This window comes from Enterobacter sp. I4, assembly GCF_022669095.1.
Classification (GTDB): Bacteria; Pseudomonadota; Gammaproteobacteria; order Enterobacterales; family Enterobacteriaceae; genus Enterobacter; species Enterobacter pasteurii.
Map to the genome: position 1 here is coordinate 2,139,933 of NZ_JALBUO010000001.1, position 13,883 is coordinate 2,153,815.

Consider the following 13,883-nt stretch of genomic DNA (forward strand, 5'->3'; position numbering starts at 1 on the left):
AAAATATCACATCCCGTAGCAGAGAAATAAAATTTAGGGTTTCCAGCGGCGTAAATTAGTTGTTTTTTCATAAGGCATTGGGGAAGGCCATGAGATCAATTCCACAATGCTGCCCCATGGCGTTTGACCATAGCAGAAAGCATTCCCTTCACCCTGTTCATCCGGAAAAGAGAGCGGCTTCGGCTTAGTAAACATCTCACCACCGGCAGCGGTAAATGCCGCTATGGCGTGTTCAAAATCATCAACATAAACAGCAAAATGCTGCAAGCCGAAGTCGCTGGCGCGGGCGGGCATGCCCTGTTCTGGGCCGTGCATTTCAAAGAGTTCTATACCGGGCCCGTGGGGCATGGCGAGCATGCGGATTGCGCGGATTTTTGTGCCGGGGAAGAGCCTTAAGGTGTGTTGCTGGGCAGACTGGTCAATATTATCGGTTTCAGCATCGACAGAGTGATATAAAACCCGCGCGCCGAAAGCCTGTTCAAAAAATAAGGTAGCTTTTTCAATGTCGGGCACCGTAATACCAATATGGTCGATGCCCCTTACTGACGATTGCATATATATCTCCTGCTATAAAAAAGTAAATATAGCAGGAGATAATCAGGTTATTACCACTTCATTTCGCCGGTGTTTACTTTGGCGCTCAGCTCCAGCGAGCTCGCTTCAGCCAGCTCCGGCCACTGTTTTTTCATCGTGCTGATTACGCCAGCTGAATCCTTATGTGAGGTGAGGGCCTGTTCAAACTGCTGAAGATAGCGGCGGGTAAAGTCGATAGCGCCCGTTCCCGCGGGCGGTGTCCCCAGGTAGTGGCCCGGGATCACGCGCTCTGGCTTAAGCGCCGCCATGTTATCCAGCGTCTGCTGCCACTGCTGGCGGCTCGCTTTGGTCTGGGTGTCTGCCGTCCAGACGTGAATGCCCCACGAGACGCCGGTACCGCCAAGGATAGTTTTCGCGGACGGGATCCAGACGTACGCCGCGTAGCTTTCAGGCTCTTCAATGTTGACCCGCTCACCGTCAATCATGAAGGTGGTGGACGCAATCACCTGCGGCACGACAAGCCGGGTCGGCGCGCCGTCTTTCATCTGCGGTCCCCAGAAGGCGAGCTTGGCGTCCTTAGTGGCCCTGATGTGGTCCACCACCTGCTGCGTGGCCACCACTTTGGCGTTCGGGAAGGCTTTTACCAGCGGCTGAAGGCCGAAGTAGAAATCCGGATCGCCGGAAGTGATAACGATCTTGTTCAGCGTTTTTCCGCTGCGGCGAATTTTCTCCACCAGCGCCTCGCCGTCCTTTACGCTGAACTGCGCGTCAAACAGTACCGCCTCTTTGGGGCCGGAAACGAGCGTGGAGGAGACGGCAAAAATGCCCTTTTCCTGCGGGTTATAGGTATCGATGGTTAACGGCGCGGCAAACGCAGCCGGAGCGAAAAGGGTGCACAGCATAGCAAGGCGGGCGATCTTCATGGTCTTATCTCTGTTCTTCTGGAAAGTCTCTATTGTACGGATCTCTGCATTTGCCAGAATTCCTGAAACAGGAGATGCTTAGTTTCATAAATCGAGCAAATGGAGGTCAGAATGGATCGCGTCATCGCCGCCCAGGTGTACAACCGCATCTGCGAGCTGGGAAGTTTGAGCGCGGCGGCACGGGCTTTGGGGATCTCCCGCCCGATGGTAAGCCGCTACCTTGAACAGATGGAAAAGTGGGCCGGCGCGCGGCTGGTAAACCGCTCCACCCGCAAGCTGACGCTGACGGCGGCGGGGGAAAAGGTGCTTCAGAAAACGCGCACGCTCTCGCAAATTTCCCAGGAAATTGAAGGTCAGTCGGTGAAGGATTCGCCTTCCGGCACGCTGCGTGTCGCCTGCGCGCACTTCACCGCCACCCAGCTTATCGCCCCGATACTGCCTGACCTGCTGCAGCGCTACCCGCAGCTGCGCGTTGAGCTGGACGTGAATAATCATCCCGTGAGCCTGGTGGGGGAGCGGATCGACGTGGCGATCCGCATCACCGATAGCCCCGAGCCGGGCATGATTGCCCGCAGGCTGGGGGAGTGTCGGTCCGTGCTGTGCGCCTCGCCGCGCTACCTTGCAGCCCGGGGCGTCCCCGGGCGGCTGGAGGATCTGGCGCAGCACAACTGCCTGCACTACAGCTTTTTTGCCGGGCAGTCGTGGCGTTTTATTTCGCCTGAAGGCGAGACGATTTCGACGGCCGTCAGCGGCAACCTCAGCGCCAGCATCTCTTCCCTGCTGATGGAGGCGGCGATAAACCACTGCGGCATCGCCATGCTGCCCGAACGTGAGGCCGACGCGGCGCTACGGCAGGGCAGCCTGGTGCCGGTGCTTAACGCCTATACGCCAAAACCGATCGCTATTTTTGGCATTTATCAGTCGCGTGACTACCAGCCTGCGGCGCAGCGGGTGTTTCTTGACGCGCTGGCGAACGGCCTTGCGTCGCGATCGGACTAGTCTGTCTTCCCTGCAAAACGGATTAGGCGTCCTATACTTAACCCTTTGTAAGCCAAAAGGAGAGCAATAATGACGATTCATAAGCACGGTTCAGCACACTGGTCTGGCGACATTAAGCGCGGGAAAGGCACGGTATCGACGGAAAGCGGCGTCCTTAACCAGCAACCTTACGGCTTTAACACCCGTTTTGAGGGCGAAAAAGGGACAAACCCGGAAGAGCTGATTGGCGCGGCGCACGCGGCCTGTTTCTCAATGGCTCTGTCGCTGATGCTGGGCGAAGCGGGCTATACCGCAGACTCCATTGATACCACGGCGGATGTCTATCTGGATAAAACCGACGGCGGTTTTGCCATCAGCAAGGTCGCGCTGCAAAGCAAGGTGACGGTACCGGGTATCGATCCGCAGCAGTTTGACGGCATCATCCAGAAAGCGAAGGCGGGCTGTCCGGTTTCGCAGCTGCTCAAGGCCGAAATCACCCTGGACTATAAGCTCAACTGATCGCAGCCGGGCATCCGCCCGGCTCATTTTAACCGTTACGCCAGCAGCGCACCCGCGTGCTCCCCGATGGGGCCAGCAGCGCCTGCGGCTGCTCACATCCCTTCGCCGCCAGCGGGCAGCGGTCCCGGAAATAGCACCCGTCGGGCAGATTTCGATTGCCGGGCAAATCGGTTTTTCTGAGCGCCAGCGTTTCATCAAGCGGTTCACCGGTGCGGGGAACGGAGTCAAGCAGCAGTTGCGTATAGGGATGGCGGGGATGGTTCAGCACCCGATCCGTCGTACCCAGCTCAACGATTTGCCCCAGATACATCACCGCCACGCGGTCGCTCATGTGCCGGACCACCGAAACGTTATGCGAAATCAGCACAAACGTCAGGTTTCGCTGCCGTTGCAGTGTAACCAGCAAGTTGAGGATCTGCGCCTGAACGGAAATATCCAGCGCGCTCGTGGGTTCATCCAGCACGATAATGTCCGGGTTCGAAGAGAGGGCTCGGGCAATGGCGATGCGCTGGCGCTGTCCGCCGGAAAAGGCGTGCGGGAGGCGGTCAAGGTATTCCGGGCGGATCCCCACCTGCTGCGCCAGCTCCGCGGCCAGCTGCCGACGTTCCCGCTCGCTGCGTCGCTGCTGGATCCACACCGGTTCGGTGATGATGCGCCAGGCGGGCAGCCGCGGATCGAGAGACGAAAGCGGATCCTGAAACACCATCTGCATGCCGCCCGCCCCGTTCGCCCGCTGGCAGGCACCGGCGCTCGGTTTAAGCATGCCCATCAGCAACTGTGCCAGGGTGCTCTTGCCGCAGCCAGATTCCCCCACAATGCCCAGCGTTTCGCCGCGATGGATTTGCAAATCGAGGCCGTTGAGGGCATGCACACGTTCCGTCACGCGCCCCAGCCAGTTTTTACGCGCGGGAAAGTTCACGTGCACGTCATCCAGTTCAAGCAGTATTTCAGACATGGCGCGACTCCTGTTGTGGATACCAGCAGGCGGCCTGCTGGCCCTCCGCGCCCGTCGACAGCAGGGGCGGCGTTTCGCCGCACTTCGCACCGGCCGCAAAGCAGCGCTCGCGGAAGGCGCATCCGCGCGGCAGGTGGCTGAGGTTCGGCACCGTGCCGGGAATGGCCGGAAGTATTTCACGCGGCTCGCCGTTTTCCGGGGCGCAGCGCAGCAGGCCAATCGAGTAGGGATGAACCGGACGCTGGATCAGGCTCCGGGAGCTGCCGCTTTCGATAACGCTGCCCGCGTACATGACGTACATACGATCGCAAAGCTGAGACACCACCGCCATGTCGTGGCTGATAAACAGCACCGACGTCCCGCTGGCGCGGGCCTTATGCTTCAGCAGGCGCAGCACCTGGAGCTGCACGGTCACGTCCAGGGCTGTGGTCGGTTCATCGGCGATGATAAGCTCCGGCTCGCAGGAAAAGGCGAGGGCGATCATCACCCGCTGGCGCATGCCGCCGGATAGCTCAAACGGATAGCGCTCCATCACCTGCGCCGCATCCGGGATTTGCATCTCGCCCAGCAGGGAGATTGCCTTCTGCTGCGCCTCGCGGCGGGAAAGCGGCTGATGCTGGCGGATAACCTCCACCATCTGCTTGCCGATTCGTCGCGTGGGATTGAGCGCCGTCATCGGCTCCTGGAATATCATCGCCACCTTTGCGCCGCGCCACTGGCGGAGCTGTTTTTCCAACGCGTTCAGCACGTCTTCACCGAGAAGCGTGATGCGTCCGTGGTGTACGCGATAGCTGCCTTCAGGCAGCAGACGCATCGCCAGCATCGCGGTGACCGATTTCCCCGAGCCGGATTCGCCCACCACGCCGACAATTTCGCCCCGGCCAATCTCCAGCGAGACGTGGTTAAGCGCGTGAACCTCACCGCGAAAAATGGGGAAGCTCAGGTGCAAATCTTCAATCGATAATACGGCATCACTCATGACTGCCTCCCTCCTGATTTAGGATCCAGCAGGTCGCGCAGACCGTCGCCGAACAGATTAAACCCGACCGCCGTGATCAGGATTGCCGCTCCCGGAAACGCGCAGTACCACCACTGGTCGAGCACGTAGTTGCGGCCCACGGCCACCATCGCCCCCCATTCGGCGGTAGGTTGCTGCGCGCCCAGTCCAATAAAGCCCAGCGTGGCGGCCATCAGGATCGCGCTGCCGATATCCAGCGAGGCCTGCACGACCAGCGGCGGCAGGGCGTTACGCAGGATATGCCAGGCGATCAGGTGCCAGCGCGATGCGCCAAAGGTGCGTGCGGCCTGCACGTAGGTAAACTGGCGCACCACCAGCGTCTGCCCGCGCGCCAGCCGCACGTAAAACGGAATGCGCACGATCGCAATCGCCAGCATGGCGTTAAACAGGCTTGGGCCGAGCGCGGCGGCCAGCGCCATCGTCAGCACCAGCGAGGGGATCGAGAGCATAACGTCCATGATGCGCATAATAACGGCGTCGCCGCGCCCGCCGAGCACGCCGGACAGGCAGCCGAGCAGGGAGCCAATACCGCCCGCTATCGCCACCACCGCCAGACCCGCTGTGATGGACTGCTGGCTGCCCACCAACACGCGGCTGAACAGATCCCGGCCCACCTCATCGGTGCCAAACCAGTGCTGTGCCGACGGGGCCTGCAGGCGCGCGGTCAGATCCAGCGCGTTCGGATCGTGCGGCACAATCCAGGGCGAGACGACCATCAGCAGCAGCATCAGGATCATAATTACGCCGCCGGCCAGCGTGAGCGGGCTTTTTCGCAACGTCCAGAATAGCTTTGCCCAGCTGACGCGCCGTTTTGCGGCGCTGACGGGCGCGGGCGTTTCCTGAGTTAACATCATTCGGCACCTCCGCGCCCGATTCGCGGGTCGATCCACAGGTACAGCAGATCCACCACCAGATTAACGAAGACATACGCCAGCGATACCACGACCGCGAAGCCCATGACGGCGGGGAAGTCCAGCGCCTGAATGGAGGTCACCACCCAGGCACCCATTCCCGGCCAGGCAAACACGGTTTCGGTAAGCACCGCCCCGTACAGCAGATCGCCCAGCGCCAGGCCAAGTACGGTAATGGAGGGGATCATGGCGTTGGGTAAGGCATAGCGCAGCACGATGTACCAGCCCGGCAGCCCGCTGGCGCGGGCGGTACGAATGTAATCCTCGCTCAGCTGCTCCAGCATCGCGGAGCGCACCTGACGCGCCACAATCCCCAGGTGCACGAAAGCCAGGGTCAGGGAGGGCAAAATCAGGTGCTGAAGGGCATTGAAAAACACCTCGCCGTTGCCTTCCAGCAGGGCGTCCAGCAGATAAAAGCCGGTAACGTGGGCGGGCGGGTCGAGCCAGTCGTCCAGCCTGCCTCCGCCGGGCAGGATCTGCAGCTGGCCGTAGAACAGGACGATAACCCCCAGCCCCAGCCAGAAGGCGGGGGTCGAGATGCCGGTCATCGCCATCAGCCGCACCAGATGATCCAGCCAGCGGTTACGGTATACCGCCGATAAAATGCCCAGCGGCACGCCGGCCATCAGCGCCAGCAGGAGGGAGCAGAAGGCCAGCTCCAGCGTGGCGGGAAAGAAGGCCTTTAAATCTTCCGCAACGGGGCGTCCGGTGCGTATGGACGTGCCTAAATCGCCGTGCGCCAGCGCCTCAACATAGCGGCCAAACTGGATATAGAGCGGCCTGTCCAGCCCCAGCTGCTGGCGGATGCCCTGAACGATGTCGTCGCTGGCGCGATCGCCGGCCAGCAGGCGGGCCGGATCGCCGGGGATCAGGTGTGAAATAATAAAGGTAATAATGCAGACACCGGCCACCACCAGGATTAATCCCCAGCAGCGCTGGCGCACGATGCTCCAGAACGTCATACGCTTCCCCCCGGCGTGGGCCGTTACTTACTCATGGTGGCGATGTTAAAGACCTGCTCAAGCATCGGATTAAAGGTGAAGCCTTTGACATCTTTGTTCATCGCCAGCTGGTAGTTCTTCTGGAACAGATAAACGTAAGCCGCCTCGTCAATGACCACTTTTTGCGCTTGCTGATAGTCTTTGGTGCGTTCGGCCTGATCGGTGGTTTTCAGCGCCGCCTGTAGTAGCGCGTCAACCTCCCTGTTCTCATAGAACGAGCGGTTGCCCGGCAGCCCCTTTTTGTCCGACTCGAACCAGTAGTTCATAAACATGTACGGGTCGGCGAAGTCCGGGCTCCAGTTGCCGATGGCAATGTCATAGTCGCCTTTGCCCACGCGGTCGCGCATGGTGGCGTTGGCCAGTTTCTCCAGCCTGACGTTAATGCCCAGCTTGCCGAGGCTCGCCTGGGTGGAGAGGGCGATGGGCTCCCAGTTGGGGTCGTTATCCGAGTAAAGGAACGTCAGGCTGGCCGGTTTGTCTTTCACCTTTTCCAGCGCCGCCCTGGCTTTGGCTTCGTCAAAGCTGTACTGCATGGCGTTCGCATCGAAGCCCCACATGCCGTCCGGGATCGGGCCGCGCATCTGCTTGCCGTTCCCGCTGAGAATACCTTTCACCATCCCCTGATAATCGGTCGCCCAGGAGACCGCGCGGCGCATTTCCACCTGATTCATCGGGGCCTTACCGTTGTTAAGATAGAGATAGGTCACGCGCAGGGACGGATACTCCGCCACGGCCACTTTGCCTTCCTGCTTCAGGGCGGCAAGCTGATCCACCGGCAGCGCGTCGGCTATGTCCAGATCGCCACGGGAAAGCTGAAGGCGACGCGACGCGCTTTCGCCAATAATTTTCACCGCTACGCGCTTAAAGTGCGGCTTTTCGCCCGGCCAGTGCGGGTTAGGCACCATCACCAGCTGCTGACCCTTGCGCCAGCTTTTCAGCATAAACGGGCCGGAACCGGCGGTGTTTTGCGCCAGGAAACCGCGAGCATCGTCGGCGGCATTGGCCTTCAGCACCGCCGGGTTGACGATCGACGCGCCGTCGTTGGCCAGCGTATACAGGAACGGGGCAAACGGCTGGCTGAGAGTGAACTTCACGGTGTGCTCATCCACCGCATCCACCTTTAAATCTTTCGGAAACGCCTCGGACGGCCCCTGGCCGATTTTCAGCAGGCGCTCAAACGACAGCTTGACCGCTTCGGCGGTTACCGGCGTGCCGTCGGAAAACCTTGCGTTGTCCGCCAGGGTGAACGTCCACGCCTTCCGATCCTCCGAGGCGTTCCAGCCCGTCGCCAGATCGCCTTCCACCTCCGTGGTGCCCGGCTTGTATTTCACCAGCCTCTGGTAGGAGGGATAGGTCACCGTCCAGTCGTTATTGTCGATAGTTACCGCCGGATCGAGCGTTTGCGGGTCGGCGGCCTTGCCAATCACCAGCATATCTTTTGGCACAGCCGCCAGCGCGAGCGGGGCGCTCAGGGCGAGCGTAGCGGCAATCAGGGTCGTAAGCAGCGTTGTTTTCATGGCCGGGCTCCAGAATTAGAGTGAGTGTGTGGTCGTAAAACAGGCGAACTGGTCATCCAGCAGCGGATAGCCTGCGGCGTTCGGCAGTTCGAAATGCCACCACTCGCTGCTGATGCCCACAAAACCGCCGCCGGACATCACGGCGTTAAGAAGCAGCCGGTTGCGCTGCGCCTCGGGCGGTACGGAAGGGTGCCAGGCGTGGGAACGCTCGTGCATGTCGTCAAAGCCGGCCCCCATATCCAGCACGTTGTCGTGTTCGTCCATGAGCGTGACGTCAACGGCGGTGCCCCGGCTGTGGTTAGATCCAACCGCCACGTCCACCACGTATTCCGGATTCGGGCAGGCATCCCAGAGCTGCGCCTGCGCCTGCTGGGGGCGGTAGGCGTCGTAGACCACCAGCTTCAGTCCAGCCAGCGCGGCGATGCTGATGGCCTTTGCCAGCGCGGTGGCGGCATCCGTATGCAGCAGACACGTAGCCTGCTGGTAGATCGGGCGGCCGGTGATGTTGTCGGCGGTCGCGTATTTCAGATCGATATGCAGCGTGGGAAAGGTTTTCGCCACGTCAATCAGCTGATTCTCTTCGGGCATAGCTCCGCTCCTTTAGCGTTCGAATTGACCAAACTGTTGTTGTAACTGTCGGTTGATTGCCAGACGCTCCGGCAGCGCATCCCCCAGCGCCTCCACCACGCCCGACAGCAGCAGGTTGAACAGACAGCTCACGGGCGCCAGCGAATCCCAGAAATGGCCGGTATCGGTCTTCACCTGGAGTAAATCAATCGGGTAATCCCGCGCCCACGGGCACCAGATATCGGTGATCAGCGCCATCGGCAGCCCTTTTTCGCTCGCCACGCGGCAGTACTGACGGGCAATGGCGGAGTAGGCCCGGGTATCCGTCAGCACGATATACGGGTGCGCAAAGCCGGAGTTAAGCGACTCCACCCAGCTGCCGGAGAGCCCTTCGGAATAGCTCACGCGCGGGCGCAGGTATTCAAGATGGCTGAAGAACGCGTTGGCGATCCCGCGCGTGGACTGGATCCCCAGCACGAAGACGGCGTCAGCATGGGTAAGCCGCTGAACGACCTGTCTGAACGTCTCGCTTTGCGCCAGCTGATAAACGTGGGCAATGGCATCCACCTCCAGCGAGAGGGAGTGCTGAACGCGATCCGACAGCGGCTGCTGCTGCTTCCAGGAGTCGAGGCGCTCGGTAATGCCCCAGGGCTGGCGGGGATCGCGCAGGCTTTTTTTGGCATCGTCCAGGTTGCGGTAGCCCAGCTTGCGCAGAAAGCGTCCGACGGTGATGCCGCTGGTAGCGGTTGCCTGCGCCACGCTCTCTGCCGTTTCAAACGGGATCTGCCCGGCGTGCGCCAGCATCCAGCTCGCCACCCGCTTTTCGCTCGGGGTGAACTGGCTGAACGTCGCCTCGATACGGCCCAGCACCTCAGGTTTTGTCGTCATACCGCCTCGCTGTTAACCGGCTGTCAAAGTCCCGATGTTTGTTACCTGATTAACAATGCAGGATGCGTGCCATACTCACACTGCGGCGAAAGCGCGCTGTGCTGCAAAGTTAATGCAATATTTAATTAACGAATGAACAACATTTGTGCAGCGTAGTTCACTTTTGGTGCAGCGCAGGATCTGACGGCTATCTATTTAGTGAATACGTCAGTCTCTTCACATTTTTTGGTAAGATGGCGGCACTATGCACAAGAGAGGGAGCCTCACATGGCGAATTTGCCCTGGCGGGTCAGCGTGCGCCTGATGGCTCTCGCAAAAAAACTGGCGATCGTCGTCGGGATCGTTCTGATCGTGCTGCTTGCGGTGCGCGTATATCTTTCACAGCAGGGGCCGGCGCTGCATTCGTGGCACACCTGGCGGGCAGACGAGATGTCCGTGCGCGAGATGGACAACGCAAGCTTTGCGCAGTACCTCACGCGTGAAAATGCCATCTTCAGCGATCTCGATAGCGAGGTGACGGCGAAAGCAACGGCGGAGGAGCGCACGCCGCTTAACCGCTACTACCGCCAGAGCCTGGTGTGGCCCGGCCAGTTTTCCCCGGATGCCAACCGATCCTTTGTCCTGAAGCCTGACGGAAAACCGCGCGGGGCGGTGGTGCTGCTGCACGGGCTGACGGATTCGCCCTACAGCGTCAGGCATCTGGCCCTGCATTATCAAACGCGCGGCTTCGTGGCCGTGGTCCCTCGCTTGCCCGGTCACGGCACCGCGCCCGGCGCGCTGACGGACGTTGACTGGGAGGCGTGGCTGGCGGCAACGCGTCTGGCGGTCCGCGAGGCGACGCGCCTGGCGGGTAACGATGTTCCCCTGCACCTGGTGGGCTACTCCAACGGCGGGGCGCTGGCGATGAAATATGCCCTCGACTCGCTTGATGCGCCTGAACTGCGCAAGCCTCAGCAGATCGTTTTGCTGTCGCCGATGATTGGCGTCACGGCATTTGCCCGCTTTGCCGGGTTCGCCGGGCTGCCGGCCATGCTGCCGGCGTTTGCCAAAGCCGCGTGGCTCAACGTTTCGCCCGAATACAATCCTTACAAATACAACTCGTTTCCGGTGAACGCGGCGCGCCAGTCGTGGCTGTTGACCCAGGCGCTGCATGAGCAGATCGGCCGCGCCGCCCGGGAACACCGGCTGGCGCAGCTGCCGCCGGTCCTCGCGTTCCAGTCGATCATGGATTCAACGGTCAGTACCCGCGCGGTGGTCACCGGGCTGTTTGACCAGCTCCCGGCTAACGGCAGCGAGCTGGTGGTTATTGACATCAACCAGGCCGGGAGCTTTCGTCCGCTGTTTAAGCCCGCCTCCTGGACCGCGCTGGCCGACCTGCTGCCCGAGGCTCGCAGACGTTACAGTGTCACCGTTATCACCAACGCCAGCGCCGACAGTTATCAGACGGTCGCGAAAACGACGCCCGCGGGAAGCACGCGGGAGACGGCAATCCCGCTGTCGGTTAACTATCCGCGCGAGGTCTACTCTCTGTCGCACGTTGCCATTCCGTTCCCTCCCGATGACGATCTTTATGGCCGCCAGCCTGCGATAAAAAATCACTATGGTATTAGCCTCGGGACCATTGCCCTGTGGGGGGAGACCTCGGTGCTGAGCGTCGGCAAAGATGCGCTGATGCGCGTGACGTCAAACCCGTTCTACGACTATATGCAGGCGCGTATCGACAGCCGTATCGGGGATTAGTAGTTCCGGCGCGGAATAGATTAGGTCACGCCGTGGAACTGTGTTAAACAGTACGGTCCAGGCGTATACCTCATATCGGACCCCGTTTCTGTGCTGACAACTCTCATTTATCGAAGCCAGCTGAGCTTAACCTGCACCGTTGCAGAGTTAAGCGCGCTGGTTGAACAGGCCAGGATCCGCAACACGGAGCAGGGCATCTCCGGCATTCTTCTCTCCAGCGGCCGGGACGTTTTGCAAATTCTCGAAGGGACAGAAGAGAACGTGGTCGCGCTTTTTAAGACCATCCGCGAAGACAGCCGACATCACGGCGTGGTCGAGCTGATGCGCGATTACGGTCCGCGCAGGCGTTTCGACAATGTAGGAATGCTGCTGTTTGACATTCAGGCCCGAACCCGGAAGGCGGTTCTGGAGTCGGTACTGCACTACAGCAAGCTGGAAAGCTATCTCACGTCTGACGATCGGGTGTTTAAATTCATCCAGACGTTTATCGTCGGCAAATCCTCTCCTCAACCGACGGCACAGTATGAACCCGAAAAATGGACGCTCTCGCGGGAAGGTACGCCGTTCGGCAACGGGTTAGGCCTGTTGGCGGGTCAGACCTGCCAGTTTGCGCTGCAGCCGATTATCGAGCCGTCCGAGGGCAAAATTAGCTCTCTTGAGGCCCTCATCCGCGGCAACGACGGCGGCAGCCCGGAGCAGTTCTTTCGTACGCTCGACCCCTCGCGGATCTACGAAACCGACCTGCAAACCAAGGCCTGGACCTTCGCGCTGGCAGAAAAGCTGGGCATTGGCAGCCACAAGCTGGCCGTCAACCTGCTGCCGATGTCGCTGGTTAACGTCCCCGGTGCGGTAGCGTTTCTGGTGGCGCAGATCAAAAAGCACGGCCTTCAGCCCGAGCAGGTGGTCATCGAAGTGACCGAAAGCGAAATGATTTCCGGCTTCAACCAGTTTAACAGCGCCATTAAGCAGCTCCGGGCGGAGGGGGTCGGGCTGGCCATAGATGATTTCGGTTCCGGCTATGCCGGGCTGTCGCTGCTTACCCGGTTCCAGCCGGACAAGCTCAAAATCGACAGGGAGATCGTCAGCGATATCCACCTGAGCGGGCCAAAGCAGGCGATTGTTAAGTCGATAGTCAGCTGCTGTACCGATCTGGAAATTACCCTGGTGGCGGAAGGCATCGAGAAGATTGAAGAGTGGTGCTGGCTTGAATCCGCCGGCATTCGCCGCTTTCAGGGCTTTTTGTTCTCACGTCCGCAGCTGAATGGCGTGGGCGACATTTACTGGCCTCACCTGAAGCGATAAGCAAAATTTCCCCACGCTTATTTCCCGGCCCTGTCACCTGTGCTTAAATAGCTAAACCGGTTTAACAAAATTTAGCTAAGAAGGTGATATGGATACAATCTGGGTACTTGGCGATGCGGTAGTGGATCTTCTGCCGGACGGCGAGGGTAAACTGCTGCAGTGTCCGGGCGGGGCACCGGCCAACGTCGCGGTGGGCGTCGCCCGTCTGGGCGGGAGGAGCGCATTTATCGGCCGGGTGGGCGACGATCCCTTCGGACGCTTTATGCAGAAGACGCTGGCGGATGAAAAGGTTAATACGCAATGGATGCGTCTCGATCCGCAGCATCGCACCTCCACGGTGGTGGTTGACCTCGACGACCGCGGCGAGCGCTCCTTTACCTTTATGGTTCGCCCGAGCGCTGATTTATTCCTTGAACCCGCCGATCTCCCGGCCTTTCGCGCCGGGGAGTGGCTACACGTCTGCTCCATCGCGTTCAGCGCGGAACCCAGCCGGTCTGCCGCGTTTCAGGCGATGGCGGCCATCAGACAGGCCGGCGGGTTTGTCAGCTTCGATCCCAATATTCGCGCCGATCTGTGGCACGATGAAGTAGACCTGCGCGCGTGCCTTGAGCGGGCACTGGCCTGTGCCGACGTGGTGAAGCTCTCGGTTGAAGAACTGGCGTTTTTAACCGGAAACGCGCAGGTGGACGAGGGGCTCGCGGCGCTGATGCGCGGCTGCGGGGCACGGCTGGTGCTGGTGACGCAGGGAAAAGAGGGGGTTACCGCCTGGCAGAAAGGCGCGTTGAGGCACTATCCCGCTACCTCCGTTGAATGCGTTGATGCCACCGGCGCGGGGGATGCCTTCGTTGCCGGGCTGCTGTTCGGGCTGGCGCGCGAGGAAGACGCCGACCTCCCGGCCGTTATCGCGATCGCGCAGCGCTGCGGCGCGCTGGCGACCACCGCAAAGGGGGCAATGACCGCGCTGCCGTACCGTCACGAGCTGTAATTTTCTCACCTGGCCGCCGCCCGGCGGCCTGAACTGTCGCCTCGA

General features: G+C 60.5%; 14 protein-coding genes. 5 read left to right on the top strand and 9 right to left on the bottom strand.

Features of this window, described 5'->3' with window-relative positions:
- Nucleotides 1-33 precede the first annotated feature (33 nt).
- Both MOQ06_RS10200 and MOQ06_RS10205 read right to left on the bottom strand, forming a co-directional pair.
- Entirely contained in the window at nucleotides 34-555 is a 522-nt protein-coding gene (locus MOQ06_RS10200) for a VOC family protein (protein ID WP_148419809.1), read from the bottom strand.
- A 50-nt stretch (nucleotides 556-605) separates the two neighbouring features.
- Nucleotides 606-1,457 (bottom strand): Vmh family MBL fold metallo-hydrolase, encoded by an 852-nt coding sequence (locus MOQ06_RS10205; protein ID WP_176610280.1) that lies wholly within the window; start codon nucleotides 1,455-1,457, stop codon nucleotides 606-608.
- Nucleotides 1,458-1,568: 111 nt separating this feature from the next.
- On the opposite strand from MOQ06_RS10205, the gene MOQ06_RS10210 reads away from it, so the two are divergent.
- Nucleotides 1,569-2,456: a LysR family transcriptional regulator gene (locus MOQ06_RS10210; protein ID WP_242172704.1), complete on the top strand. Its 888-nt coding sequence runs from the start codon at nucleotides 1,569-1,571 to the stop codon at nucleotides 2,454-2,456.
- Nucleotides 2,457-2,525: 69 nt separating this feature from the next.
- Nucleotides 2,526-2,954, top strand: a complete 429-nt coding sequence (locus MOQ06_RS10215; protein WP_242172706.1) for an OsmC family protein — start codon at nucleotides 2,526-2,528, stop codon at nucleotides 2,952-2,954.
- Between the two features lie 28 nt (nucleotides 2,955-2,982).
- Here the strand turns inward: MOQ06_RS10215 and MOQ06_RS10220 are convergent, their stop codons facing one another.
- From MOQ06_RS10220 to MOQ06_RS10250, 7 genes are read right to left on the bottom strand one after another with little or no spacing between them, the layout of a single operon-like run.
- Complete coding sequence (locus MOQ06_RS10220) at nucleotides 2,983-3,909, bottom strand: ABC transporter ATP-binding protein (protein ID WP_242172709.1); 927 nt, start codon at nucleotides 3,907-3,909, stop codon at nucleotides 2,983-2,985.
- Nucleotides 3,902-4,888, bottom strand: a complete 987-nt coding sequence (locus MOQ06_RS10225) for an ABC transporter ATP-binding protein (protein WP_242172711.1) — start codon at nucleotides 4,886-4,888, stop codon at nucleotides 3,902-3,904. Before MOQ06_RS10225 ends, MOQ06_RS10220 begins: the two co-directional genes overlap by 8 nt.
- The gene (gene ddpC / locus MOQ06_RS10230; RefSeq protein ID WP_193355158.1) at nucleotides 4,885-5,781 is read right to left on the bottom strand and encodes a D,D-dipeptide ABC transporter permease; all 897 of its coding nucleotides are present in this window, start codon (nucleotides 5,779-5,781) and stop codon (nucleotides 4,885-4,887) included. The genes MOQ06_RS10225 and ddpC overlap by 4 nt, the downstream gene beginning before the upstream one ends.
- The gene (locus tag MOQ06_RS10235) at nucleotides 5,778-6,800 is read right to left on the bottom strand and encodes an ABC transporter permease (RefSeq protein ID WP_148419815.1); all 1,023 of its coding nucleotides are present in this window, start codon (nucleotides 6,798-6,800) and stop codon (nucleotides 5,778-5,780) included. The genes ddpC and MOQ06_RS10235 overlap by 4 nt, the downstream gene beginning before the upstream one ends.
- Nucleotides 6,801-6,823: 23 nt before the next feature.
- Nucleotides 6,824-8,356 carry an ABC transporter substrate-binding protein gene (locus MOQ06_RS10240; RefSeq protein WP_242172713.1) on the bottom strand — a complete coding sequence of 511 codons (1,533 nt, stop codon included), beginning with the start codon at nucleotides 8,354-8,356 and terminating at the stop codon, nucleotides 6,824-6,826.
- 15 nt (nucleotides 8,357-8,371) lie between these two features.
- Nucleotides 8,372-8,944 (bottom strand): D-alanyl-D-alanine dipeptidase, encoded by a 573-nt coding sequence (gene ddpX / locus MOQ06_RS10245; protein WP_148419817.1) that lies wholly within the window; start codon nucleotides 8,942-8,944, stop codon nucleotides 8,372-8,374.
- A gap of 12 nt (nucleotides 8,945-8,956) precedes the next feature.
- Nucleotides 8,957-9,811: a MurR/RpiR family transcriptional regulator gene (locus MOQ06_RS10250; RefSeq protein ID WP_242172715.1), complete on the bottom strand. Its 855-nt coding sequence runs from the start codon at nucleotides 9,809-9,811 to the stop codon at nucleotides 8,957-8,959.
- A gap of 267 nt (nucleotides 9,812-10,078) precedes the next feature.
- Between MOQ06_RS10250 and MOQ06_RS10255 the strand changes: the two genes are divergently transcribed.
- The 3 genes from MOQ06_RS10255 to MOQ06_RS10265 all read left to right on the top strand — a co-directional run bounded on the left by MOQ06_RS10255 (nucleotide 10,079) and on the right by MOQ06_RS10265 (nucleotide 13,838).
- Nucleotides 10,079-11,551 (top strand): alpha/beta hydrolase, encoded by a 1,473-nt coding sequence (locus tag MOQ06_RS10255; protein WP_242172716.1) that lies wholly within the window; start codon nucleotides 10,079-10,081, stop codon nucleotides 11,549-11,551.
- Between the two features lie 90 nt (nucleotides 11,552-11,641).
- Nucleotides 11,642-12,853, top strand: a complete 1,212-nt coding sequence (locus tag MOQ06_RS10260) for a diguanylate phosphodiesterase (protein ID WP_193355155.1) — start codon at nucleotides 11,642-11,644, stop codon at nucleotides 12,851-12,853.
- Between the two features lie 88 nt (nucleotides 12,854-12,941).
- A complete protein-coding gene (locus MOQ06_RS10265; RefSeq protein ID WP_242172719.1) occupies nucleotides 12,942-13,838 on the top strand; it encodes an aminoimidazole riboside kinase in 897 nt (298 codons plus the stop codon).
- The last annotated feature ends 45 nt before the right edge of the window (nucleotides 13,839-13,883 follow it).